The sequence below is a fragment of the Stenotrophomonas sp. Y-13 genome (assembly GCF_046267925.1).
Classification (GTDB): Bacteria; Pseudomonadota; Gammaproteobacteria; order Xanthomonadales; family Xanthomonadaceae; genus Stenotrophomonas; species Stenotrophomonas acidaminiphila_A.
Map to the genome: position 1 here is coordinate 3633311 of NZ_CP176501.1, position 25326 is coordinate 3658636.

The 25326-nt window shown below is 70.0% G+C and carries 18 protein-coding genes; 11 read left to right on the plus strand and 7 right to left on the minus strand.

Annotated elements, in window-relative coordinates; genetic code table 11:
* Nucleotides 1-92: 92 nt before the first annotated feature.
* The 4 genes from ACJ7VY_RS16385 to recC form a co-directional block, all read right to left on the minus strand.
* Nucleotides 93-2102 (minus strand): RNA-binding domain-containing protein, encoded by a 2010-nt coding sequence (locus ACJ7VY_RS16385; RefSeq protein ID WP_409476074.1) that lies wholly within the window; start codon nucleotides 2100-2102, stop codon nucleotides 93-95.
* Nucleotides 2103-2203: 101 nt separating this feature from the next.
* Nucleotides 2204-4135, minus strand: coding sequence for an exodeoxyribonuclease V subunit alpha (gene recD / locus ACJ7VY_RS16390; RefSeq protein WP_409476075.1), 1932 nt, complete (start codon nucleotides 4133-4135; stop codon nucleotides 2204-2206).
* Nucleotides 4132-7758: a UvrD-helicase domain-containing protein gene (locus tag ACJ7VY_RS16395; protein ID WP_409476076.1), complete on the minus strand. Its 3627-nt coding sequence runs from the start codon at nucleotides 7756-7758 to the stop codon at nucleotides 4132-4134. The genes recD and ACJ7VY_RS16395 overlap by 4 nt, the downstream gene beginning before the upstream one ends.
* Entirely contained in the window at nucleotides 7755-11111 is a 3357-nt protein-coding gene (gene recC, locus ACJ7VY_RS16400) for an exodeoxyribonuclease V subunit gamma (protein WP_409476077.1), read from the minus strand. The genes ACJ7VY_RS16395 and recC overlap by 4 nt, the downstream gene beginning before the upstream one ends.
* Before the next feature lie 284 nt (nucleotides 11112-11395).
* Here recC and ACJ7VY_RS16405 point away from each other — a divergent pair, with 284 nt between their 5' ends.
* The 6 genes from ACJ7VY_RS16405 to ACJ7VY_RS16430 all read left to right on the plus strand — a co-directional run bounded on the left by ACJ7VY_RS16405 (nucleotide 11396) and on the right by ACJ7VY_RS16430 (nucleotide 15573).
* The gene (locus ACJ7VY_RS16405; RefSeq protein ID WP_104940037.1) at nucleotides 11396-12184 is read left to right on the plus strand and encodes an ABC transporter ATP-binding protein; all 789 of its coding nucleotides are present in this window, start codon (nucleotides 11396-11398) and stop codon (nucleotides 12182-12184) included.
* On the plus strand, nucleotides 12184-12933 hold the full coding sequence (locus ACJ7VY_RS16410) for an MlaE family lipid ABC transporter permease subunit (protein WP_104940038.1): 750 nt from the start codon (nucleotides 12184-12186) through the stop codon (nucleotides 12931-12933). The genes ACJ7VY_RS16405 and ACJ7VY_RS16410 overlap by 1 nt, the downstream gene beginning before the upstream one ends.
* Before the next feature lie 107 nt (nucleotides 12934-13040).
* Nucleotides 13041-13556: an outer membrane lipid asymmetry maintenance protein MlaD gene (mlaD, locus tag ACJ7VY_RS16415; RefSeq protein ID WP_161614557.1), complete on the plus strand. Its 516-nt coding sequence runs from the start codon at nucleotides 13041-13043 to the stop codon at nucleotides 13554-13556.
* Between the two features lie 2 nt (nucleotides 13557-13558).
* Nucleotides 13559-14227, plus strand: coding sequence for a phospholipid-binding protein MlaC (locus ACJ7VY_RS16420; protein WP_161614556.1), 669 nt, complete (start codon nucleotides 13559-13561; stop codon nucleotides 14225-14227).
* A complete protein-coding gene (locus tag ACJ7VY_RS16425) occupies nucleotides 14217-14525 on the plus strand; it encodes a lipid asymmetry maintenance protein MlaB (RefSeq protein WP_104940040.1) in 309 nt (102 codons plus the stop codon). Before ACJ7VY_RS16420 ends, ACJ7VY_RS16425 begins: the two co-directional genes overlap by 11 nt.
* A 1-nt stretch (nucleotide 14526) precedes the next feature.
* Nucleotides 14527-15573, plus strand: a complete 1047-nt coding sequence (locus ACJ7VY_RS16430; RefSeq protein ID WP_409476078.1) for a VacJ family lipoprotein — start codon at nucleotides 14527-14529, stop codon at nucleotides 15571-15573.
* 91 nt (nucleotides 15574-15664) lie between these two features.
* Here ACJ7VY_RS16430 and ACJ7VY_RS16435 read toward each other — a convergent pair whose 3' ends face one another.
* Together ACJ7VY_RS16435 and ACJ7VY_RS16440 are read right to left on the minus strand one after the other, a co-directional pair.
* On the minus strand, nucleotides 15665-15847 hold the full coding sequence (locus ACJ7VY_RS16435; RefSeq protein ID WP_104940041.1) for an antitermination protein NusB: 183 nt from the start codon (nucleotides 15845-15847) through the stop codon (nucleotides 15665-15667).
* Nucleotides 15848-15931: 84 nt separating this feature from the next.
* Nucleotides 15932-16477 carry a glutathione peroxidase gene (locus ACJ7VY_RS16440; RefSeq protein ID WP_313247971.1) on the minus strand — a complete coding sequence of 182 codons (546 nt, stop codon included), beginning with the start codon at nucleotides 16475-16477 and terminating at the stop codon, nucleotides 15932-15934.
* A 232-nt stretch (nucleotides 16478-16709) separates the two neighbouring features.
* On the opposite strand from ACJ7VY_RS16440, the gene ACJ7VY_RS16445 reads away from it, so the two are divergent.
* Entirely contained in the window at nucleotides 16710-19838 is a 3129-nt protein-coding gene (locus ACJ7VY_RS16445) for a TonB-dependent receptor (RefSeq protein ID WP_313247970.1), read from the plus strand.
* Nucleotides 19839-20042: 204 nt separating this feature from the next.
* On the opposite strand, the gene rmuC is transcribed toward ACJ7VY_RS16445, so the two are convergent.
* Nucleotides 20043-21608: a DNA recombination protein RmuC gene (gene rmuC / locus ACJ7VY_RS16450; RefSeq protein ID WP_409476079.1), complete on the minus strand. Its 1566-nt coding sequence runs from the start codon at nucleotides 21606-21608 to the stop codon at nucleotides 20043-20045.
* Between the two features lie 81 nt (nucleotides 21609-21689).
* On the opposite strand from rmuC, the gene ACJ7VY_RS16455 reads away from it, so the two are divergent.
* The 4 genes from ACJ7VY_RS16455 to ACJ7VY_RS16470 all read left to right on the plus strand — a co-directional run bounded on the left by ACJ7VY_RS16455 (nucleotide 21690) and on the right by ACJ7VY_RS16470 (nucleotide 25036).
* The gene (locus ACJ7VY_RS16455; protein WP_161614241.1) at nucleotides 21690-22223 is read left to right on the plus strand and encodes a nucleoside 2-deoxyribosyltransferase domain-containing protein; all 534 of its coding nucleotides are present in this window, start codon (nucleotides 21690-21692) and stop codon (nucleotides 22221-22223) included.
* Between the two features lie 19 nt (nucleotides 22224-22242).
* Nucleotides 22243-22866, plus strand: a complete 624-nt coding sequence (gene leuE / locus ACJ7VY_RS16460) for a leucine efflux protein LeuE (RefSeq protein ID WP_104940046.1) — start codon at nucleotides 22243-22245, stop codon at nucleotides 22864-22866.
* Nucleotides 22867-22888: 22 nt separating this feature from the next.
* The gene (locus tag ACJ7VY_RS16465; RefSeq protein ID WP_409476080.1) at nucleotides 22889-23245 is read left to right on the plus strand and encodes a DUF488 domain-containing protein; all 357 of its coding nucleotides are present in this window, start codon (nucleotides 22889-22891) and stop codon (nucleotides 23243-23245) included.
* 351 nt (nucleotides 23246-23596) lie between these two features.
* Nucleotides 23597-25036 (plus strand): amino acid permease, encoded by a 1440-nt coding sequence (locus tag ACJ7VY_RS16470; protein WP_161614243.1) that lies wholly within the window; start codon nucleotides 23597-23599, stop codon nucleotides 25034-25036.
* Nucleotides 25037-25326 lie beyond the last annotated feature (290 nt).

The following is a 25326-nucleotide window of genomic DNA, read 5'->3' on the forward strand; positions in this document are numbered from 1 at the left end:
GCTGGCCCCGCCGGCAACAGATGTTGATGAACTAAAAAATACTGCGCTCGTGCCCATTACCCAGGCGGATGACAGTTCTCTACCGGCATGGCTCAGGCGCGCTTTCCGGTAGCTCGATAGGCCTGCTTTTCATGCGTGGGATTGGCCGGGAAGGCACGTTGCAGTCGGCCATCCTTCACCAACTGGTCCAGGTGACGCATGCGCAGTGCCTTCGGGTTGCGGTCGGTGATTTCCCCCAGCACGCCGACGGTGAGATAGCAGTCCCGACACAGGGCGAGGATCGCTTCGGCCATTTCATCCGGTGCCAGGCGGCGCTTGACCCGTGGCAGGCGGGCCAGCTCGTGCAAAGCGGTACGTTCAGCCTCGACCAACAGGTCCAGACGGTCGATCAACGGGGCATCGAGCTCGGGAACGCACAGGCGGCCATTGGGGTCGCGACCTGGAGGGCTTGATTCGAGGGAGGCGCCCTCCACTCCGTCCCCCGGGGGGCTATGTACCAAGCTGGAGGCGCTATGTACCAAGCTGGGGCCGTTATGTACCAAGCTGGTGGCACTGTGTACCGAGCTGTCCATGTCAATGAACACCTGCTCGGGCGACAACGGGGCCTGGCCCGTCAGGTAGTAGACCTTGCCCTTGGATTGTCCTTGGGAAGCAAGAAAGCCCTCGCGCTCCAACCTTGCCAGCACAGCGCTCAGGTCGCGCGGGTGGTGCTGGCAGATTTCCGCCAGGCGCGCATGGTTGACCACCCGTTCAATGACCGCCGTGGCTAGCACTACCCGTTCCAGTTCGCCCAGCTCACCGAAGCGCTCGGCAAATCGTTCATTGAGCTCGGCTAGCACCGGGGCCGGCAGCAGGTCAAGCATGTGCAGTTCGAGCAGGGTCTGCTCCGGCTCGCTCTTTTCGCGCAGCAAGGGTTGCCGCCAATGCTGGCTTTTCCAGCCACTAACGATCTTGGGCATGCCTGAACCAGCGCGCTCGCCCAAACCTATCATCAGGAACATCTGGTGCATGAGACGATTGCGGCAATCGCTCTCACCTCCCGTCAGTACCTGCTCCAGAGGCAAGCGCAACCCACCGGGATTACGAAAGCCGAACATGTCCGGCCGCTTGACCACCAGGACGGATACACGGCCGCTGTAATCGGCATGTACCAAGGTGTTGACCAGTGCTTCGCGGAGCGCCTCATGTATGGGAGTGTCTTCCTTGCGTTGCCCATCCTGCAGTGCGAACGGCACTTTCAGGTCGGTCACCAACTTGCGATAGACACGCCTATAGAACTCGAAGAGGTTGCCTGACCAGGTACCGTCCGGCACCAGACGATCCACCCAGCGCCGCTCGGCCCGCGCCTCAGGCTGCTCCTGATAATCAACGAAGTAATGCGGCAAGGCCTCCTGTATCGATGGCCAGTTGCCGAACATCAACAAGCCAGCAAGGGTCAGCCCCTCCACGTTCGTTTCGCGGTCGCGTCGCCATGCACCCAACTGGCGGAGAAAGTCCGCATCGGCCAGCTCCAGCCACGGGTGCGCGGGCTTTTCATCCCGCAGCATCTGGCGATAGACACGAACGCTATCTATATCCAGATCAGCCAAACTGAAATGCGGCAGGATACGGGCATCGCGTTCATCCTCCACCTGCTCGGCGAGCATGCGCTTGACGGTTTCATCATCGCATCGTCGATCACCGTCATGCAGACGGCGCCAGGTGTTGCCCAACGGCTGGCCGTTGATGAAAACCGGTCGCTGCCGGCGGCTGGCTCGGGGGATGTGGACTGCCAAGACTTGCTTGTCATCCACCTTGCAAATACGGACATCGGCCTCGGTGAGCAAGTTGATGCTGACTTTCTCGCGGTTGTTCAAGGCGTTGAAGAGGTCGCGCCGCAGAACCTCCGCATTGGCCACGCCTGCCGGAGTGAAGCGCCCCTGCTGCTCACGCACGCCAAGCAGTATCCAGCCGCCATCGGCATTAGCCATCGCGGAATAGCTGGGCCAGAAATCCTTGGGGATGGCACCTTTGCCGTCCCTGCCTTCCGCCAGCTTGCATTCCAGATCCGCTGTTTCAGCCAGAGCCTCGAAATCGGCAACGGTACGCAGTGATTCGATCATCCTTGGCTACTCCTACCTTGCGCTTCCTTATCATCTCTCATTATTCCAGCGCCCCGTTCACCTGTCCGCGACAGTCTAGGATGCAAGCACAAGCTGTACTCCTACGAGCGGCCCAGCCGCTGCGCCAGGCCCGACCAGCGGCTGGCGTGGCGCGACAGCGCCGCTTCGATCACCGCCGCGTCGCCGGCCAGGTGCAGGGCGTGGCGGGCGCGGGTGATGCCGGTGTAGAGCAGTTCGCGGCTGAGCACGCGGTTGTCGCGGTGCGGCAGCTGCAGCCAGACCTCGTCGAACTCCGAACCCTGCGCCTTGTGCACGGTCATGGCAAAGGCACTTTCGTGCGCCGGCAATGCCGCCGGGTGGAACGGCCGCGGCGCGTCGGGATCGTCGCCGGCGAACCAGGCGGTGGTACCGCGGCCGGTGCCGTCCCGCAGGCAGATGCCGACATCGCCGTTGAACAGGCGGTGGCGATAGCTGTTCTCGGTAACCAGCAGCAGGCGCCCGTGGAAGTGGGCGGGGGCGCCGCCGCGCGGGGTCGTGCCGCCGAGCAGTTCCTCGATGCGCGCGTTGAGCCCGCGCGCGCCCTGCGGGCCTTCGCGCACGGCGGTGAGCAGGCGCAGGCGCCCGGCCAGGGCCAGCGCCTGTGCCGGCGTCTGCGCGGCGGCCAGTGCTTCCCAGTAGCGCTGCAGCGGTTCACGCCAGGCCTGCAGCGGATCGTCCTCGTTCTCGTGGAAGTGCACGCCGGGCAGCTGCGCGTCGCGCAGCAGCGACAGCGCGCGGGCGGCGTCGCCGCCGCGCATCGCCGCGGCCAGCGGTGCCAGCTGCAGCGCCTCGCTCTGCCGGTAGCCGCGCTGCAACTGCACGCGGGTGCCGGCGAAACCGGTCGCCGGCGGCGCGATGGATGCCGCCGGCAGCGCGCCCAGCAGGCCCTGCAACGCCTGCGCGTCGTCGGGCGCGATGCGCGTGCCGTCGCCGGCGGCGCGCAGGATGGCGCCGAGCACGTCGCCGGCTTCCACCGAGGGCAGCTGGTCCGGGTCGCCCAGCAGCACCAGCCGGGTGCCGCTGGCCACCGCCTCGACCAGCTTGGCCATCAGCGGCAGATCGATCATCGAGGCCTCGTCGACCACGATCGTGTCGTACGCCAGCGGGTTGTCGGCGTGGTGGCGGAAGCGCGGCGAATCCGGAATCACGCCCAGCAGGCGGTGCAGGGTGGTGCCGGTGGTCGGCAGCTGCGCGCACAGCGCCGCGTCCACGCCCAGCCGCGGCAGCTGCTGCACGGCGTTGCGCAGGCTTTCGGCCATGCGCTCGGCAGCGCGGCCGGTGGGCGCGGCCAGCGCCACCCGCGGCGGCGCGCGGCCGGCAGCCTGGGCCTGCGCGGCCAGCAGCACCAGCAGGCGCGCGATGGTGGTGGTCTTGCCGGTACCCGGCCCGCCGGTGACCAGCAGCAGCGCGTGGCGCAGGGCCAGCGCCGCGGCGCGGGCCTGCTGGTCGCCAGCGGGGGAAGCGTCGGTGGGTCCGGCGGCCGCAGCGGCGGACACCTGGGCGAACAGGTCACCCTGCAGGACCGCCGTGCCCGGCGCGGCGGCCGCGTTGCCGGGAAACAGCCGCGCGAACAGCGGCGCCAGCGCCGCCGGATCGGCGGCCTGCAGCGGGGCCTGGCCGATGCGCTGCAGGCCCAGCGCCAGCCGCCGCTCGTACTCGCGATAGCGCCGCAGGTACAGCAGGCCGTGTTCCCAGGCCAGCGGCGCCTGTGTGGCCTCGTCGGCATCGTCGTCGGGCCGCGCCACCCAGGGCGATGCCTGCAGCTGCGCGATCCAGCCCTGCGCGTCGGGCCAGGGCAGCGCGGCCTCGACCAGCCGCGTCGGCCGCGCCGGGTCGAACCCGGCGTGGCCGTGGGCGACGGCCAGCGAGGCCAGCGCCGCGGCAGCCAGCACCGCGTCGGGGGTATCGGGATCGAGCCGGCGCAGGCTTTGCGCCAACGCGTGGTCGAGCGCACGCAGCGCCCCGGCCTTGTTGAGTGCGGCCAGCAGGCTCATGGCTGGCCTCCCAGCCGGGCCAGCAGCGCGGCGTGGGCGTCGTCACCGCCGGCGAACAGCGCGTCCACCGCGTGCACCAGTTCCGGCGCGAAGGCATGCGCGTACACCCCCGGCGAAGGCGTGCGGGTCGCATCCAGGCCACGGCAGAACAGGTAGCGGATGCCGCCGAAATCACGCGCGTAGTCATAGCCGTCGCCCAACCGGAAGCGCAGCCAGCGGTGCAGCGCCACGGTGTAGATCAGCGCCTGCAGGTCGTACTCGCTGTGGCGCATGGCCGCCTCCAGCTGCGCCGGGGCGTAGCCGGGCAGGCGGTTGGACTTGTAGTCGAGCACGTACCAGCGGCCGTCGCGCAGGTAGGTCAGGTCGATCTTGCCGGTCATCAGTCCTTCCAGGCGGCCACGCGCACCGAAGCCGTGGCGGCCGCGCACCACGCCGTGCGCATGCAGCACGCGCAGCAGCACCGGCACCGCGGTGGGCTGCATGGCGAAGTGGAATTCGATCTCGGCACGGCGCTCGCCCGCGGCCAGCGCATGCAGCGCGCCGCCTTCGGGCAAGTCCACGGTCAGGGTCTGGCCGACCAGCACGGTGAGCAGGGCCACGCCGTCGTCGATGTCGGCCCCGGCATAGCCTTCGGCGCGCAGTGCCGCGGCGATTACTCCGGCCTGCCCCGCAGGCGCCGCGTCGCCCGGCCGCCAGCCGCGCCAGGCGCCGAAGTCGGTGTTCTCCAGCGCGGCATGCAGCACATTGCCGAAACGGCTGCCGGCGAAGCGCGGATCGAAGGCCTCCTGCGCCGTGACGGGATCCTGTCCGGCATCGTCTTCGCCCTGCGCCGGTTCGTCGGCGGCGCCGCCGCTGTCCTGCGTGGCGGCGGCCGACGTGTCGTGGCCGGCCTCGGCGTGGGCGAGCTGGGTGAAGCTGTAGACCCACCAGTCCAGCGACAGCGCGCGGCGCACCCCACGCACCGGCGGCACCGCCGGCTCGTGCGCGGGCGGCAGCCGCGCGGGCAGCGCATCCACGCTGCCCGCGACGATCTGGATGTCGGGGTGCGCGGCCAGCCGCTGCATGTCATCCAGCAGCGGCCCCAGCCGCGAACCGGGCAGCCCGGCCAGCGCGCCGCCGGCGATCCACAGCGCGTGCTCGGCGCGGGTGAGGCCGACGTAAAGCAGGCGCGCGGCTTCGGCCGCCTCCTCGGCGGCGGCCTGCTGGCCGACCGCCTTCCACTCCGCCGCGTCCTTGTCGATCTTCCAGTGCAGTACGCGGCGCTCACCATCGTGCACGATGCGGTGGCCATCGGTGGCCGGCGCGCCGCCGTCGATGCCGACGAATGGCAGGTACACCAGCGGGTACTCCAGGCCCTTGCTCTTGTGCAGGGTGATGACCTGCACCCGGTGCGCGTCCGATTCCAGGCGCAGCAGCTGGGCCTCGTCGCCATCGTCGGCGTGGGCGATGCGCGCCTGCAGCCAGTCGAGCAGGCCATGCAGGCCGATGCTGCGGGTGCCGGCTTCCTGCAGCAGTTCGCCCAGCTGCAGGTAGTTGGTCAGGCGGCGTTCGCCGTCGACCAGCGCCAGCAGGCGCTCGGCCTGTTCGGCGCACAGGTCCGACAGCATCGCCAGCACGCCGCCGCGCTGCCAGCGCTCGCGCCATTGCAGCAGGCGCTCCTGGTGCCGGCGCTGGCGGTCGCCCTCGTGCTCCATCGCGGCGATGGACGCGGCGCTTTCGCCCAGCAGCACGGTGGCCAGCGCGGCGCGCAGGCGGCCTTCGTCGGCCGGTTGCAGCAGCGCCAGCAGCAACAGGCGCAGCTCGTGCGCCTCGGCGGTCGCGAACAGGCTGTGTTTGCCGGCGGCCACCGCGGGAATGGCGGCAGCGGCCAGCGCCTGCTGGATGCGCGTGGCCTCGCGGTGCGAGCGCACCAGCACGGCGATGTCGCCGGGGCGCACCGGGCGGCCATCGACCAGCGCCCTGCCCTGGCGCGCCGCGGACAGCACGCGGTGGATGTCGGCCACGCAGGCCACGGTGGCGGCGTGGCGCGAGTCATCGGCCTTGAGCGGCTTGCCATCGGCGTCGGCGTCGAGCAGGTGCAGGGTCAGCGCCGGCGCGGGGACGCCGTCGAGCAGGTAGTCGGCATCGCTGCGCTTGGAGCCGGGCTCGACCGGCTCGAAGCGGATGCGCGGGTCGAGGAAAGCCTGTTCGCCGGCGTTGGCGTACAGCGCGTCGATCGCGCGCAGCAGCCCGGGACGCGAACGGAAGTTGTGCGCCAGCCGCGGCGCCTCGGCCGCGCGCTCGCGGGCCTGCAGGTAGGTGTGCACGTCGCCGCCACGGAAGCCGTAGATGGCCTGCTTTGGGTCGCCGATCAGGAACAGCGCGGCGGCGGCGGGCGGTTCGGCGAACACCCGGCGGAAGATGTCCCACTGGCGCGGGTCGGTGTCCTGGAATTCGTCGACCAGGGCAAAGCGGTACTGCGCGCGCAGGCGTTCGGCCAGCACCATGCCGGCTTCGCCGTCCAGCGCCACATGCACGCCGTCGATCAGGTCGTCGTAGGTCTGCACCCGGTACTGCTGCTTGTGCCGCGCCAGGCGCTGGCGGGCGTCGTCGCGCAGTGCATGCAGCAGGACGATGGACTGCTGCCGGCGCCATTCGGCGAAGCGCGCCTGCGCCTGCACGTAGTCGGCGATCAATGGCTGCAGCGGCGACACCGGGGTGCTGCCGGCCTTGGCCTTCACGGTGCGGGCGGTCAGCGCGTCGAGGGTGAGCCGCTGCAGCCGCTCGTCCAGCGCGGCGGCCGGATCGGGATGGCGCGCCCAGTGCAGCAGCTGCCGGAACAGCGGTTCGATCCATTCGGCCTTGTAGCTGCTCCTGTTGAGCACGCCGCCCTCCAGCGCGGCGCGCAGCTGCTGCAGGTAGGCGTCGCCATGCGCGGCCAGCCCGCCGGCAAGGCGCCGCGCGGCGGCGTCGCGCAGCGGGCCGGCATCGTCCAGCGGCGCTGGCGGCAGCGCCGGCAGCAGCGGCAGGTCGGCGACCAGTACCGGCAGGTCGGCCGCCAGGGCGTCGGGGCCCTTCCACAGCGCGGTCAGGGCCGCCAGCGCATCGCCGCGGGCGGCATGCTGCCGCCACAGGTCGGCCGCGAGCCCGGCGTGGAGCGCGCGGGTATTGGTCAGCAGTTCCGGCGCGGCGAAGCTGTGGCCGCTCTCCAGCGCGTGTTCGGCCAGTACCCGGGCGCAGAAGCCATGGATGGTGAAGATCGCCGCCAGGTCGGTTTCCTCGGCGGCGATGCGCAGGCGCCGCGCCAGCTGCGCGGCGCTTTCGGTGCCCAGCTGCAGGTAACGCCGCAGGATGGCGCCGGTCAGCGCGGCCTCGTGGCCCGCGTCCGCCGCCGGCGCGGCCTCGGCCAGCCGCGCCGCCAGGTCCAGGCGCTCGCGGATGCGCCGGCGCAGTTCCTGGGTCGCCGCTTCGGTGAAGGTGACGGCCAGGATCTGGCCCATGCGCAGGTGCCGTTCCACCACCAGCCGGGTGAACAGGGTGGCCAGGGTGAAGGTCTTGCCGGTACCGGCGCTGGCCTCGATCAGGCGCAGGCCGTCCAGCGGCAGCTCCAGGTACGGGTCGTTCGCAGGTGCTGCGGCGCTCATGCGCGGTCCCCGCCGCCGGTCGCCACCCGGCCCTCGCGCAGCGCGGTGAACACCACCAGGCTGTTGTGGATAAATCTGTTGGTAGTGGCCGCATCGGCGAACGGATCGGCGCCGCGCAGCGCCAGTTGCAGGGCTTCGCCGTCACGCTCGCCCCAGCTGCGGTCGCTGCCATGCCACTTCTCGCGCGCGACCTTTTCGCGGGCGTCCGGATCGGCGTTGTAGATCGCCCAGCCGGTGTAGGGGGCGAACGGCAGTGGCGCCTGCAATCCCCGCGCACGCAGCTGCAGCAGGGCCTGCAGGGCGGCGCGGGCCTGTTCAGCCGGTGGCGGCGGCAGGATGTGCGGGCCAAAGCCGCCATCGCCGGCATCAATGAACTGCAGCAGCGGCAGCGGCACGCCGGCGGCATTGGCCAGCAACCATTCCAACCCGCTGCGCAGCACCCAGGCCACGCCCGGCGCACCGGCCTGCAGGCGGGGCAGCCCCTGTGGATGGATCTGTGCGACACGGCCGTGGACGGTGGTGCCGTCGATCGCCACCTCCAGCCGCTGCGACTGCAATGGCGCGCCGTCGTACCACTGCGCGAAGCTGTCCGCGCACGGGCGGATGCGACCCAGCAGCTGCTCGAACTGCTGCCGGCCCAGCGCCCCGGAGGGCAGCAGCGCGCGCGCCCGCAGGCGCTCGTACAGGCCCTGTTCGCTGCCTTCCAGCAATGCGCCGAGTACCTGCTGCTGCAACGCGCTGTGCTCGCGCCCGCGTTCGGGCAGCACCAGCGGTTCGAGGTCGTCACCGGGCAGGATCTCGCCGCCCAGGCGCAGCCCCAGCCGCTGTTCCAGGAACTGCCCGGCCGGGTCGGCCAGGAAGCGGCGCAGCGCATCCAGCGACAGCGTGGGTTCGCGCAGGGCGTCGGGCAGCGGCGCGTCCAGTGCACCGGCGGACCAGGGCGCCAGCGGCTGGCGCTGCCCACCGACCGCGCCGGCGGCCGGGTGCCACTGGCGGCGGTAACTGAAACGCCGCTGCTCGCCATCGCCGCCGAACGCGGCCGGGGCGAAGGGCTGCAGCGGATGGCGCACGACCATCGCCTGGCGCGCGCTGGCCGCATCGGCATGGCAGGCAGCCACCGCGTCGATCAGCTCGCTGACCAGCACCGAAGGCTCGCGTTCGCTGCCGTCGCGCGCGTCGGCGCCGAGGTAGCTCAGGTAGAACACGTCCTGCGCCGACGCCAGCAACTGCAGGAACAGAAAGCGGTCGTCCTCACGCAGCGAACGGTCGCCGTGGCGGCGCCGCCCGGTGCCGAGTTCGGCGGTGAGCCGGCTCAGACCGGCGGCCGGGTCGCGGCGCGGGAAGTCGCCGTCGTTCAGGCCCAGCACGCAGATCGCGCGGAACGGCAGCAGCCGCATCGGCACCATGCGCCCGAAACTGACGCCGCCGGTGAGCAGCGGCGCGCGGGTGTCGGCCTCGGACAACACCGTGGAAAAGTGCGCACGCACCACCTCGGCGGGCACCGCCGCATCGAAGCCGGCCTTTTCCGCGTCCTCGGCGAAGGCGTTGATCAGCTTGCGCAGCCGATCCAGCGCGCGCTGGGTGGACGGCTCGGCGGGCGTTTCCGGCAACAGCGCGTCCAGCAGGCCAAGCAGGCGTTCGCGCCACTGCGCCGGCGCCAGCGCCTCGGCCAGCGCCTTCTGGTGGCGGGCGAGCACGCGCAGCAGGCGGATCAGCGCATCCAGCGCGGCCAGTGCACTGCCTTCCAGCTCCGGCCACGGCGCGACGCCGGCCAGGTCGTCGTCGCTGCCGCTGGCGTGGCCGAGCAGCAGCCGGTCCAGGGCGAACTGCCAGGTGCAGGCGTCGTCGAGCGGCGCCTGGTGCTGGCCGCGGTGCGCCGCATCCAGCCCCCAGCGCGCGCCGGCGGCCTGCAGCCAGCCGTGCAGGCGCTCGAACGCGGCCGCGTCCAGTCCGGCGGCGGCGGCCAGCGGCGGGCTGGCGAGCAGGTCGAGGATCTCGTTGAGGCCGAAGCGCGACACCGGCAGCCCCAGCAGCTGCACGAACACGTCGGCCAGTGGCTCGCCCTGCAGCGGACTGGCGTCGGCCAGTGCCCACGGAATGTGGCCCTCGCCGCCGCCGCGGCCGCCGAACACCGATTCCAGGTACGGCACGTAGGGGTCGATGTCCGGCGCCAGCACCGCGATCTCGCGCGGCTGCAGCGGCGGGTCGAAGCGCGGGTCGTCCAGCAGCGCGCGCAACTGGTCGTGCAGCACCTGCATTTCCCGCAGGCGGGTATGGCAGGCGTGGACCTGCACGCTGGGGTCGTCCAGCCGCAGCGCCGGGCGCAGCGGCGCCGGCGGCCGCGCGCGGCGGTGGAACAGGTCGGCCTGCAGGCGATGCAGCAGGCTGTCGCGCAGGCCGCCCTGGTCCAGCGTTGGCCCGTCGCGTCGCTCGGGATCGGCATAGGCGGCGATCTCGCCGGACGGGTGCACCACTTCGTAGCTGCCCAGCACCGCCATGAAGTCGCGCCCGGCCGCGCCCCAGGCCTGCAGCAACGGGTTCTCGCCGGCGTCGCTGCCAAACGGATCGTCGACGCCGCCGCGCAGCCGTTCGGCCAGGGTCTGCAGGTCGCCCCAATAGGCGCGCGTGGGCGTGGGCAGGTAGAAATGCAGCGTACCGACCCGCGCCTGGGTGGCGATCACCCGCAGCACGTCGGGCGAAACGTTGAGCGTGGCGAAGGCGAACAGGCGCGACGGCAGGCCGCGCGGCAGCGGCTGGCCGGCGCCCTCGAACCGCGCCAGGTAGTCGTTGATGCGGCGCGCGCGGTGCTGCTGGCCGCCGGCGATGCGGCGCCAGAGGATGGCCTGCGGATCGGCGGGATCGGCGCCGGCCTCCCAGCGCAGCAGCCAGTCGCGGCGCCAGGCCTGGTACTTCTCGAATACCCCGCCCAGTTCGGCGGCCAGCGACCACGCCCGCAGCGGGTCGCCGGCGCCGGGCGCGTCGGCCCCCAGATAGGTGCGCAGCGCGGCCATCGCCGGCTGCCGCATCAGCGCCGGGTCGGTCAGGGCCGCGTACAGCCGCCACTGCAGCCCGGGCGCGCCGAGGTCGTCCTGCTCGCCGGGCACGTTTTCCTGCAGCGCGCGGGCAACGAACTCACCCGGCGTGAGGAATTCGAGATTGGCGGCGATGCCGTATTCGGCGGCCAGCGTGGACTGCAGCCAGCGGCGCATCGCCACCTGCGGAATCAGGACCGTGTCGGCCGCCAGCAGCGGCTGCCCGGGCGCGGGCGCGCGCAGCGCGTGCGCCAGCAGCGAGGCGAGCACGTCCAGCGCATTGGAGTGGTAGAGGCGGAAATCCGCGGCGGCATCAGGCATGGCCGCGCCATTGTGCCGGAGCGGCGTCGCGTTGACTGCGACGCGCGCGGGCGCGACGTGGACGCGGCGGTGATCGGCGGCGGACAGCGCGGATCGCGTGCCGTCCACCACGGACGCGGGCACGCGCCGCCGCGGCGCGTGTGACGACACCAGGGAGACTGGGCGTTCCGCGCATGGTCACTGACGCCCGGCGCCGGTCCGGCGACAATACTGCACGGTCCAGTTCTCTTTTGTTCAGGCGGACCCGATAATCCTGCCACGTTGGTTTTCCGTTAAAGGCCGCCATGTCCCTTCCCCGGACACCCCTGGTGCAGTTGTCCGACGTCCGCATCGACCGCGGCGGGCGCACGATCCTGCGCGACGTTTCGCTGGACGTGCCGCGCGGCAGCATCACCGCCGTGCTCGGCCCCTCGGGCACCGGCAAATCGACGCTGCTGGCGGCGTTGACCGGCGAACTGCGCCCGGTCAGCGGCCAGGTGCGCCTGTTCGGGCAGGACATTCCGCAGGGCAACCGCGCGCTGCTGGAAATGCGCAAGAACATCGGCGTGCTGCTGCAGGGCAACGGCCTGCTGACCGACCTGACGGTCGCCGAGAACGTCGCCCTGCCGCTGCGGACCCACACCCGCCTGCCCGAGCCGGTGCTGCAGCGCCTGGTGCGGATGAAGCTGCACGCGGTGGGCCTGCTGGCCGCGGCCGATGCATGGCCGCGCGAACTGTCCGGTGGCATGGCGCGGCGCGTGGCGCTGGCCCGCGCGCTGGCGCTGGACCCGCCGCTGATGATCTACGACGAGCCGCTGACCGGGCTGGATCCGATCGCCTCGGGGGTGATCATGAGCCTGATCCAGCGCCTGAACCACAGCCTGGGGCTGACCAGCGTCATCGTCAGCCACCACGTGCACGAGACCCTGCCGATCTGCGACCACGCCGTGGTCATCGCCAACGCCGGCATCGTGTTCTCCGGCACGCCTGACCAGTTGCAGGCCAGCAGCGACCCGCTGGTGCGGCAGTTCCTGCACGGCCAGCCCGACGGCCCGATCCCGTTCGACGCCGCGCCGCGGCCGAGGGCTGCCTGATGCCGTTCGTGTCCTCGATCCGCTCGCTGGGCCGCGCCGGCCTGTTCTCGCTGACGGTGCTGCGCGGCTCGCTGCCGACGCCCGATTTCCTCGCCGAGCTGACCCGCGAGATCTACAAGATCGGCGCGCGCTCGCTGCCGATCATCGCCGTGGGCGGCGCCTTCGTCGGCCTGGTGCTGACCCTGCAGGGCTACCGCACGCTGACCACCTTCGGCGCCGCCGATGCGCTGTCCACCCTGCTCGGGCTGTCGCTGTACCGCGAACTAGCACCGGTGCTGACCGCGCTGCTGTTCATCGGCCGCGCCGGCAGCTCCATCGCCGCCGAGCTGGGGCTGATGCGCGCCACCGACCAGATCAAGGCACTGGAACTGATGGCCATCGACCCGGTGGCCAAGGCGGTGGCGCCGCGCTTCTGGGCAGCGGTGCTGACCGTGCCGCTGCTGACCGGCGTGTTCTGTTCGCTGGCCATCACCGGCGGCTGGTTCGAGGCGGTGAAGGTGCTGGGCCAGGACAACGGCACGTTCTGGTCGGGGCTGCGCAGCAGCGTCGATTTCTGGGACGACTTCGCCGTGGCGCTGCTCAAGTCGGCGATCTTCGGCGGCACCGCCGCATTGGTCGCCGCCTATGTCGGCTTCCACGCCGAACCCACCATCGAAGGCACCTCGGTGGCCACCACCCGCGCGGTGGTGAATGCCTCGCTGCTGGTGCTGATGTTCAACTTCGTGCTTTCCGCACTGATGTTCCATTGATGCCAATCCCTGCCGGGTACCCGCGCGTGGCGGTGCGCGGATCCGACGAACAACCCGCTTCGCCCACACCGGCGAGGCACCTGCTGGATCAGGAGTGAGACAACAACATGGCCATTCGTGGACCTCGACTCGAATTCTCCGTCGGCGCCTTCCTGCTGCTGGCGCTGGCGTCGCTGCTGGTACTGGCGGTGGCATCCACCAACCAGCGCTTCGGCATCGGCGGCGGCGACTACGTGCTCAAGGCGCGTTTCAGCCAGATCGGCCAACTGCGGCCGCAGGCGCCAGTGAAGGTAGGGGGGGTGACCATCGGCCAAGTGGCCGATATTCAGCTGGACCCCGTTAAATACGACTCCATCGTCACCCTGTCGCTGGACGGCAAGTTCAAGGACCTGCCCGCCGACACCTCGGCCGGCATCTTCACCAGCGGCCTGCTGGGCGAAAGCTACATCGGCCTGCAGCCGGGCGGCGACCCGGACGTGCTCAAGTCCGGCGACGAGATCGTGTTCACGCAGCCGGCGGTGGACCTGATCCAGCTGGTCGGCAAGTACATGTTCAGCGGCGGCGGCAACAACGCCGCGTCCCCCCCGGGCCCCCACGAGACGCCCACCAAGGAAGAACCCTAATCATGAAAACCCGACTGCTCACCACCGCGCTCGCCGCGGCTCTGCTCGCCGCCGCCCCGTCGCTGGCGATGGCGCAGGCGCGCCCGGCAGCCAGCGCCGCGCAGCCTTCGGCCGCCGCGCGCACCGTGCTCGACGCCAGCTCGCGCATCCTGTCCACGCTGGAAACCCGCCGCGGCGAGTTCCGCGCCAACCCGACCGCGCTGCGCGGCTTCATCGACAGCGAACTGAGCCGTGGCTTCGACCGCGACTACGCCGCCCGCCTGGTGCTGGGCGTGCATGGCCGCGGCGCGGCCGATGCCGACGTCAAGCTGTTCGCCGACGCGATGGCCGACAACCTGATGGCCCGCTACGGCTCGGCCCTGCTCGACATCCAGGGCAAGCCCAGCTTCCGCTACAAGGGCGAGGCCGCGCTGCCGGGCAACCGTGGCGTGAAGGTGTCCACCGAACTGGTGCGCACCGGCGCCGAGCCGACCCCGGTCGAATACCTGATGCGCAACGTCGGCGGCCAGTGGAAGATCTTCGACGTGATGATCGAAGGCATCTCCTACGTGCAGACCTTCAAGAACCAGTTCGACGCCCCGCTGCGGCAGAAGTCGATCAAAGAAGTGGCGGCCGAACTGCGCAACGGCAGCATGCAGGCCACCGCGGGCCCGGCACCCCGTGGCAAGTGACGCCACCGCGCGCGTCGAAGGCGACGCCCTGCACCTGGCCGGCACGCTGGACCGCGCCGCGGCGGTAGCGCTGTGGCCGCAGTTGCTGCGCCAGGTGGGCGGGCTGCGCCGGCTCGACCTGAACGCCGTCGAGCGCGTGGACAGCGCCGGGGTGGCACTGCTGGCCGAGCTGTCTGCACGCATGCGTAGCAATGGCGGCGCTACCATCGTCGGCGCACCGGTGGGCCTGGACGAGCTGCGCGCGGCGTACCGGCTGTCACCGGACCTGGATTTCAACGCCTCTTCGGCGGAACACTGACATGAACCTCTTCCGCACCCTCCCGCTCCTGGCCGCCGTGCTCGTGCTGGGCGCCTGCGCCGGCAAGCCCGTGCGCGCGACCGCACCGCCCGCCAGCGCCAGCGTCGGCGCGGAGCCGTCCGGCTGCGCCAACGCCGCGTCCTGCGCGGGCGCACCGGCGCCGGCCACTGCACCGGCGCCGGTCCCGGTCGCCGACGTGGCGGCGCAGCCCACCCGGGCATCCGACGACACGCTCGCGGGTACCCCGGCGCAGGCGCAGGCGACCCCGCCCAGCCCGACCGCGGCGACCGATGCCGAGGACGATTTCGCCGCGCTGTACGGCCCCCCCGGTACGGAGCCCGGCAGCGGCGGCGATGGTGCCACGCCGACCTACGATCCGTGGGAGAAGTACAACCGCCGTATGCACCGCTTCAACCTGGCGGTGGACCGCGGCATCGCCCGTCCGCTGGCTACCGCCTACGTGCAGGTGGTGCCGCGCGTGGCGCGCACCGGGGTCAGCAACTTCTTCAGCAACCTGCGCTTGCCGGTGACCATGGTCAACCAGCTGCTGCAGGGCCATGCCGACGACGCCTGGGACTCGCTGGGCCGGTTCCTGATGAATTCCACGCTCGGCATCGGCGGCCTGTTCGACCCCGCCAGCAAGGCCATGGTGCCGCGCCGCAGCGAGGACTTCGGGCAGACCCTGGGTGCCTGGGGCTGGCGCCAGTCGCGCTACGTGGAGCTGCCGTTCTTCGGCCCGCGTACCGTGCGCGACGTGTTCGGCCTGGCCGGCGACGTACCGTTGTCGCCGCTACGCCGGGTGGACACGGACACGCTGCGCATCGGCCTGCAGGGCCTGCAGCTGGTCGACACCCGGGTGCAGTTGCTGTCGCTGGACGACATCCGCGACAACGCGGTGGACGAGTACGCGCTCACCCGCGATGCCTGGCTGCAGCGGCGCAATTACCAGATCGAGAAGGACCTGCGCCACGACCGCCGCCGCCACGGCGACGACGAGCAGACCACCATCCCGGTCGATGCGATGCCGATGCCCGAATGGGGGCGCTGAGCACGCGGTGTGCAATGCAGGTACGAAAAAAGCCCGGGGTAATCCCGGGCTTTCTTTTTTCCGGGCCGGCGTCGGCGCCTTGGACCGGGACTCAACTGCCGTCCGGGTGCCGGGATGCCTGGAGCACCAGCAACAGCGTGGCGAGCGGGCCAAGCAGCAGCGACAGCAGCCCCCAGTTCATGCCACTGCGTCCCTTGCCCTGGGCGAGCCCGGCGTTGATGAGCGCCAGGGTGAACCAGCCGACCGCGAACCCACCGGAATTGCCTGCCGTCATCCTGCGATCGCCTCTTCAGTCTGTTGCCCGATGCGGGGCGCGAAAACCGACCGCTGCCGCCCGGGCCGCGATCGGTGGCGGGGCTCAGGCCGCGAGCGCGGCATCGATCGCCGCGCGCAGGCCGGCGTCATCGGCGGTGGTATCCGGCGAGAAGCGGCCGATGACCTGCCCGTCCTTGCCGACCAGGAACTTCTCGAAATTCCACAGGATGCCCGGCGCCGGGTTGGGTTCGATGCCGAAGCCGACCAGCTTCTCGCGCATCGGGCCTTCGCCGGTCGCCACCGGCTGCGCCGCGATCAGCTGCTGGTACAGCGGGTGCACGTCGGCGCCGGCGACGCTGATCTTGGCGAACATGGGGAAGGTCACGTCGTAGGTGAGCGAGCAGAACTGCCGGATCTCGTCCTCGCTGCCCGGCTCCTGGCCGTTGAAGTTGTTGGCCGGGAAACCCAGCACCTCCAGCCCGGCGTCCTTCTTCTCGCGGTAGAGCTTCTCCAGCCCTTCGTACTGTGGCGTCAGCCCGCACTTGGAAGCGACGTTGACCAGCAGCAGCACCTTGCCGCGGTAGTCGCCCAGCGAGGCCGGGGCGCCGTCGAGGGTGGTCAGGGGGATGTCCTGGATGGATGCGGTCATGGCTGTCTATGGCGTTGGGGAAGATGCCAAGCATAGAACGTGGACACGCCCGTCGCGCGGCGGTTTGCCGGCAAAAGACAAAAAGCACAATTGAAACCTTTCGTGGAAGTCAGGTCACCGGCTGGTTAAGTTCGGTCCAGGCCCCCAGGGAGACAGGGCCTGTCTGATGTGCGTCACATCCGCGACGCCACGGACTCTTTCAAGACACGCAATCATTTCGGGGAAATCCTGCATGACCATGCAATCGTCCGGCCCGCGCCGGAGGAAATTCCGTCGCTCGGCCCTGAGCATCGCGCTCGGCGCGGGCCTGTGCCTGAGTGCGAACCTTTACGCACAATCCAACATCACCGGCAGCATCTACGGCTCGGCGCAGCCTGGCGAGACGGTCGTCATCCAGAACCTGGATACCGGGCTCACCCGTACGGTGCCGGTCGGAACGGACGGCAAGTACCGCGCGCTGGCGCTGCCGAACGGCCGCTACAAGGTGGAACTGCAGAAGGACGGCAGGATCGTGGGCGTGCGCGAGAACGTGCTGGTGCAGATTGCCAGCGGTGCACAGATCGATTTCACCGCTGTGCCCGCGGCCGGCGCGGACGCGACGTTGCTGGACGCGGTGCAGGTCACCGGAACTCCGGTGGCGGTGGACCTGTCGCAGACCGACGTGCGTACTGTCTTCACCGCCGAGGACATCGAGGCACTGCCCTTCGGTGGCAACCTCCAGGATATCGCCAGTGTGGCCATGCTGGCCCCGGGCGTGGTGGCCTCCACCGGTTCGTCCAACATCAGCTTCGGCGGTTCCTCGGGTGCGGAGAACGCCTATTTCATCAACGGCTTCCCGGTCACCAATCCGCTCAACAACCTGGGTTACAAGAGCCTGCCGTTCCGGTCCATCGCACAGGAGCAGGTGCTGACCGGCGGTTATGGCGCCGAGTTCGGCCGCTCCACCGGTGGCGTGATCAACATCGTCACCCGGCGCGGCGGCAACGAGTGGCACGGCGGGGTCTATGCCCGCTACACCCCGGAAAGCCTGAAGGGCACGCCGAAGAACGACTACTACCCCGACACCGGCTACTGGAACGAGAGCAACCATCCCTTCGCCACCAAGGGCGAAGCCGACTATTCCGACGGCAAGCTGTACCGCTACAACCGCGACAACGGCACCGAATCGCTCAACACCGGTTTGTGGGTCAGTGGTCCGCTGGTCAAGGACAGGTTGTTCGTGTTCGCCAACGCCGAGCGGCAGAAGACCGACGGCCACAGCAACAGCACCAACTACTTCGGCGTATCGGGCTCGCCCACGGGCTGGAACGACTACAGCTACACGTATCCGCGCTGGACGGCGAAGGTCGACTGGTACATCACCGACGACCATCTGCTGGAACTGACCGGCGTACAGGACCGGCGCAAGTACGAAACCTACAAATCCAGCTGGGACAACGCCACCCTCAGCCACGGCAACGAACACGAAGCCAAAGGCAACTTCACCGATGACGATGCGCGGCTGTACGTGGCCAAGTACACCGGCTATCTGACCGACAACCTGACCCTGTCCGCGCTGTACGGCACCCAGAAGATCAAGCACGGTTCCACCGCAGCGGGCCTGGGCCCGGCGAACTGCGCCTATTTCGCGCCACCGGCCAATGCCAACAAGGCGCCTGGCCTGACCTATGTCGACAGCTGCCAGAGTGTCCAGTCGGTGGACATCGCCGGTGCCTACGACGAAACCAAGGGCTGGCGCCTGGACGTGGCGTGGGTGCTGGGCGACCACGAACTGCACTTCGGCGTGGACAACCTGGAGGCCGAATCGTTGACCGGTACGCGCTACACCGGTGCACCCACCGGCGATGCCGGCGACAAGGCCAATGGCTACTGGGTGTTCACCAAGGCCAACAAGCCCAACGAAGCCATCAATGGCAGTGTTGGCGCGCCCGGCGCCGCGGGTGGCTACGGCCCGCAGGGCTACTACGCCTACTACGTGGTCCGGCACAGCCATGAAACCCCTTCCACCGAACAGCTTTCGCAGTTCATCGAAGACCGCTGGCATGTCACCGACAACCTGCTGCTGAGCCTGGGCCTGCGCAACGAGCAGTTCACCAACTACACCAGCGCCGGCGAAGCCTACATGAAGCAGACCTGGCAACCGGCGCCACGGCTGGGCTTCACCTGGAACCTGCGCGGCGACGACAGCATCAAGCTGTATGGCAACCTGGGCCGGTACCACCTGGCGCTGCCGGCACGACTGGCGACTGCCAGCGTGCTGTCGGCCACCATCCGCGGCAACCAGTACTACACCTACACCGGCATCGACCCGGTCACCGGCGTACCGACCGGGCTGAACCCGATCGCGGTATCGAATGCTCCCGATGCGGCCATCTGCCCGGGTACCAACCTGTATTCGTCCAACTTCGACTGCGGTGCGGCCAAGGATCCGCGGGCGCGCGTGGCGGCGGACCTGAAGCCGATGTACCAGGACGAGTTCATCCTGGGGCTGGACCAGGTGTTGAGCGAGAACTGGATCTGGGGCGTCAAGGGCACCTACCGCGACCTGAAGAACGTGGTCGATGACACCTGCCCGGACATCTTCAACGGCAAGTGCTACATCGTGAACGCCGGCAAGGGCAACACCTTCTGGGTGCAGCAGGACAATGGTTCATACGAGAAGGTCAGCTACACCGCCGAGCAGCTGGGCATGCCCAAGGCCAAGCGCAGCTACTACGCGCTGGACTTCTACCTGGAGCACCCGTTCAACGACAAATGGAGCGCCAAGTTCCTCTACACCTTCTCCAAGAGCTACGGCAACACCGAAGGCCCGGTCAACAGCGACCGCGCGTCCAGCGCCGATTCCGGCTTCAACGACTCCACCAGCACCACCCAGGACTATGACAAGACCCTGCTGATGGAGCGCGCCAACGGTTACCTCAACAACGATCGCCGCCACCAGCTCAAGGCCTACGGTACCTACCAGTTCAACGACGAGTGGAGCCTGGGCGGGAGCATGAGCGCGGTCAGCGGCCGGCCGATCAACTGCTACGCGCATTACCCGACCAAGCTGCCCAGCTACGACAGTGCCTACTACTTCTACTGTGGCGTGGCGGGTACCGATGCGTTCAAGACGACCTGGCGCGGCTCCGAAGGGCGGACGCCATGGCTGGTCACCTTCAACCTCGGCCTGCGCTACAGCCCGCAGTGGGCCAAGGGCCTGAAGCTGTCGATGGACGTGATGAACGTGCTTGATACCCGCACTGCGGTGATCTACAACACCCAGTCCACCTCGTCGCGCACGGCGATCAACAAGTTGTGGATGCAGCCGGACTACAACGATCCGCGCACGGTGACGTTCTCCGCCAGTTACGAGTTCTGATGGCGGCTTGAACAGGGCGGCACCCGGTCCCGCGCGGGACCGGGTGCCGCACGTTTCCCGTCGCCGCGCCGGGGGGCGGGAATTGCCCTGGCCGAACGCCGCGACGTGATCCCGTTCCCTGGGCCGCTACCGGAAAGGCAGGACCGGCGGCAGCAGGACGGAAGCCCGGCCCATGAAGACAGGCCGGCAACCGCCGCGGTGCCTTCAGTCCGCTACCGCGTCGTCGCCGGTTCCCGACCCATCGGCCAGCGCGCGTACCGCTTCGGGCTGCAGTTCCGGCGGCAGCGCCTTGCGCGCCTTGCTGCCGAGTTCGGCCAGGCGGCGGGCGCGGTTGGACACCGACTGCGGCGACTCGGTGAGGCGGTTGCGCGCCTGGGCAAAGGCCTTGCCCGCCTCCTCCAGCTTCCTGCCAACCATGTCGAACTCGGCCAGGAAGGCGACCAGCGCGTCGAGCACCTTGCCGCCGGTGTCGCTGATCTCCAGCGCCTGACGCTGCACCTTGTCGCGCGTCCACAGCCGCTCGGTAACGCGCAGCAGCGCCATCAGCGTGTTCGGCGAAGCGAACACCACGCGGCGATCGAACGCATAGGACTGCAGGTCCATGTCCACGCCGAGCGCGGCCGAGAGCGCGCCTTCGATCGGGACGAAGGCGATGGTCACGTCCAGTGCGTCACCGCCGATGGCCTTGGGGTAGTTCTTGTCGCCCAGGTCCTTGACGTGCTGGCGCAGGCCGATGGCATGGCGGCGCAGGGCTTCGTCCTGCTGCTCGGGCGTGGCCGCGTTCATCGCTTCCTGCCAGGCGATGAGGTTGACCTTGCTGTCGATCACCACCGCGCGCTGGTCGGGGAAACGCACCACCACGTCCGGGCGCAGGCTGTCGCCTTCGTCGGTGGTGGCATGGGCCTGGCGCTCGTAGTGGATGCCCTCTTCCAGGCCGGAGCCGCGCAGCACGTTGTCGAGCATCAGTTCGCCCCAGTCGCCGCGCACCTTGGCGCTGCCCTTCAGCGCGCTGGTCAGCGCGGCGGCCTGCGCCGCCATGTCCTGGTTGAGGGTCTTGAGCTCACCCACCGCGCCGAGCAGGCTGGCGCGCTCGCGCGCCTCTTCACCGTACAGGGTGTCCACCCGCTGCCGGAACTCGCCCAGCTTGTCGGCGAACGGCTTGAGCAGGGTCTCGATGTCGGCGCGCGACTGGCCGGTGGCCAGGCGCACGTTCTTCTCGAACTGCTGGCCCTTCTCGTCGAACACCTTGGCGGCCAGTTCGGTGAAGGCGCCGGACAGGTTCTCGCGCGCCGCGGCGATCCAGTCGCGCAGCTGTTCCTGCGCCTGTCGCGCATGCTGCAGCTCGGCCTGCAGGCGCGCGCTGTCGGCCCGCGCGGCGTGCAGGGCCTGGCGCTCGCGTTCCAGCGACGCGCTCAGTTCGGCGAGCTGCGCGCGGGCGTCGGCCAGCGCCGCCTCGCGCTCGGCCAGGCGCACCGCGGCCTCGGCCGATTGCGTGGCTTCGCGTTCGATGCGCTGGTTCAGGGCGGCCAGCTGCCGGGCCTGCTCGGTCTGTTCGCGACGCTCGTGTTCCATTTCCGCGGCCAGTGATTCCAGGCGCCCGCGCAGCTGGCCGGCGTCGATGGCGGCGGCGTTGGCGCGCTGGCGTTCGGTGTCCAGGTCGCGGGCGAGCGCTTCGGCGTGCCCGTTGCCGCCAATGCGACGGAACAGGAACACCAGCAGCACGATGACGGCCAACAGCAGGCCGGCCAGGATCAGGGTTTCGGTTTGCATGGGGCAAAGTGTAGCCCCGCGCGTCTCACCGGCTGCGCCGCTTCTGCGATCATGTGCACCCCACGCGCATTCCCGCCCGCCATGAAGCCGTTGCTGCTGTCCTGCCTGTTGCTGCTGTCGCCGGTCGCCGCGGCGGGTTCGCAGACGATCACCTCGCCCGCCCCCATTCCCGCGGGCGATGCACGGCCCAGGGTGTTCCTGGCCGGCAGCATCGAGATGGGCAGGGCCGGCGACTGGCAGCAGCAGGTGCAGCAGGCGCTGGCCGACGAGGACGTGGTGCTGCTCAACCCACGCCGCGCCGACTGGAACCCGGCCTGGCGCGCCGAGGCCGACGAGCCGGAGTTCCGTCGCCAGGTGGAATGGGAGCTGGCAGCACTGGAACAGGCCGACATCGTGCTGATGTACTTCGCGCCGGGCACGCAGAGTCCGGTCACCCTGCTCGAGTTCGGCCTGTATGCGCGCTCGGGCAAGCTGCTGGTGGCCGCGCCGGCGGGTTTCTGGCGCAAGGGCAATCTGGACATCACCGGCGACCGCTACCAGGTACCGCGGCATGACGACCTGCAGGCGCTGATCGCCGCGGTGAAACAGCGCCTTGCCATGCAGCGCGCGCGCTGAGCCGGCCGGGACCAACGCCATGCCGTGGATGGGCATCAACGACCTGGGCACCTTCGTGGTGGCCGTCATCCTGTTCCTGATGCTGCCCGGGCCGGGCACCTTCACCCTGCTCACCGCCACCGCGCGCGGCGGCGTGCGCGCCGGCTACGCGACGCTGGCCGGGTTGATGCTGGGCGACCAGATCCTGATCGCCATCGCCGCCACCGGCGTGGCCGCGCTGCTGAAGGCACATCCGCTGCTGTTCGCCGGGCTGCGCTACGTCGGCGCGGCCTACCTGGTCTGGGTTGGCCTGCAACTGCTGCGCGAACCGGCCGCCGCGGCCGGCGCCACGGCGCAGCAATGGGGCCGGCGCTGGTTCCGGCAGGCGTTGCTGGTGGGCGTGCTCAACCCCAAGGCGATCCTGTTCTACATGGCGTTCTTCCCGCTGTTCATCGACCCGGCCACGCAGCGTGGCGCGTTGACCCTGGGGCTGATGGCCGGGTTGATCGCGGTGCTGAGCGTGGGCTGGTGCTCGGTGCTGATCTTCGGCGGTCAGTTCATCGCCCGGCGCCTGGCCGGGTACCCACGCGTGGGCGTGTGGCTGCGGCGCGCGGTCGGCGTATGCTTGATCGCATTCGGGGTACGGCTCGGGCTGGAAGGCTGAGCCCCGGCGCCGGGAGGTCGGCATGCCCATCCATTGCAAGCGCGCCTATGAAGCCGCCACCGCCACCGATGGCCAGCGCTTCCTGGTCGACCGCCTGTGGCCGCGCGGGGTCAGCCGCGCCCGGCTGCAGGCGCAATGGCTCAAGGACGTGGCGCCCAGCAACGAACTGCGGCAGTGGTTCGACCACCGCGCCGAGCGCTGGGACGCATTCCGCCAGCGCTACTGGCGCGAGCTGGCCGCGCAGCCACGGCTGCTGGCGCCGCTGCGCGATGCGCTGGACGCCGGGCCGGTGACCCTGGTGTACGCCGCCCGCGACACCGAACACAACCAGGCCGTGGCCCTGCGCGAGTACCTGCTGGCGCATCCGCGCCGCGCGTAGGTACGGGGCTTGCCGCGTACGGGGTTCGCCGCGGCGCGCCATCGGCGAAGCCCGGCACAGTGAGCCCCATGGCCACGACGTGGATGCGCCGCATCTTGCCGGCAGCTCCTGTCCCCGCCATCGACCGCAGGCGCTGCATCGGGCGCCCTGCCCCGCTTCGTCCACGCCGCCCCCGGGCGCATTGGCGGGCGGCGCCATCAACACCTGGCTGGCGGCTTTTGTGCCGGATCCGTCGCCCCGGCTACCGCCCATCGCCAAAGCCCATGAAAGCAACGGGAAATTCTGGCTTTGCTGCGCTGCGTTCGGCGAAACTCGGCCCCTTTCCCGAATACCACGAACCGCGAGGTCCGCATGCAGTCCTGGCTCCGGCGCAAATCCATCGACCAGCTCACCCAGCACGAGGAAGGCCGCCGCCTGATCCCGTCGCTGAGCTGGCCCCACCTGGTCGCGCTGGGCATCGGCGCCATCGTCGGCACCGGCATCTACACCCTGATCGGCGTGGGTGCGGACAAGGCCGGCCCGGCAGTGCTGATCTCGTTCATCGTCGCCGGCATCGTCTGCGCCTGCGCGGCGCTGGCCTATGCCGAACTGTCGACGATGATGCCGGCTGCCGGCAGCGCCTATACCTACAGCTACAGCGCGCTGGGCGAGACCATCGCCTGGGTGGTGGGCTGGAGCCTGATCCTGGAATACTCGCTGGTGGTCAGCACGGTGGCGGTGGGCTGGTCCGGCTATTTCGTCGGCTTCCTGGAATGGCTGCACACCTCCTTCGGCTGGAACGTGGTGCTGCCGCCATCGCTGGCCGCGGGCCCGCACGTGGAAGGCGGCTTCCTCAACGTGCCGGCCATCGTCATCACCTTCCTGGTCGCCGGCATGCTGATCGCCGGCACCCGCGAGAGCGCCACGGTCAACGCGGTGCTGGTGGTGCTCAAGCTGATCGCGCTGGCGGTGTTCGTGTGGGTGGCATTGCCGGCGTTCGACCCGGCCAACCTGCAGCCCTTCATGCCCTATGGCTTCCCCAAGTCGCTCGGTCCGGACGGGGTCGAGCGCGGGGTGATGGCCGCGGCGGCGATCATCTTCTTCGCCTTCTACGGCTTCGATGCGATCTCCACCGCCGCCGAGGAAACCAAGAACCCCAGGCGCGACCTGTCGATCGGCATCATCGGCTCGATGGTCGGCTGCACCCTGATCTACCTGCTGGTGGCGCTGGCCGCGGTCGGCGCCATGAGCTACACGGTGTTCGGCAAGAGCGCCGAGCCGCTGGCACTGATCATGCGCGAACTGGGCCACGGCACCGCCGCGCTGGTGATCGGCGTGGTCGCAATCATCGCCCTGCCCACCGTGCTGCTGGCGTTCTTCTACGGCCAGAGCCGCATCTTCTTCGTGATGTCGCGCGATGGCCTGCTGCCGCGCGGGCTGTCGCTGGTGAACCCGCGCACCGGCACCCCGGTGACCATCACCGTGTTCACCGCGGTGCTGGTGGCCGCGCTGGCCGGGGTGGCGCGGCTGGACGAGATCGCCGCGCTGGCCAATGCCGGCACCCTGGCCGCGTTCACCGCGGTCGGCCTGTGCCTGCTGGTGCTGCGCCGGCGCGAACCCGGCCGCGCGCGTACCTTCCGCACGCCGCTGGCGTGGGTGGTCGGCCCGATCGCGATCCTGGGCTGCATCTACCTGTTCTTCAGCCTGCCCACCCGCACCCAGCTGTGGTTCGCGCTGTGGAACGTGTTCGGTCTGGTGGTCTACGTGCTCTACAGCCGCCGCAATGCGGTGCTCGGCAAGCAGCCGGGCTGACCCCGGCGGCGACCCCGCCATGCGGCGGGGCAACGTGCGTTGACCCACGCGGGCAACGCGCGCACGCGGCGACCGCCGCGGCTTCGTGCCCGGGTACGCAGCGCAGCGCCAGGCGCGCAGGGCGGATCCATCCCAGGGAAACGGCGGCGGCCGATCACGGCCGCGGACAGACCGGCCGACCCGGGAACCGGCGCTGCCGCTGCCGTGGCAGCGAAGGCGCCGGGCATGCGGCGCTCGTTGTCGCCGTCGCGCGGCCAGCGCGGCCACGCGACGCAGCGGTGGCAATGGCG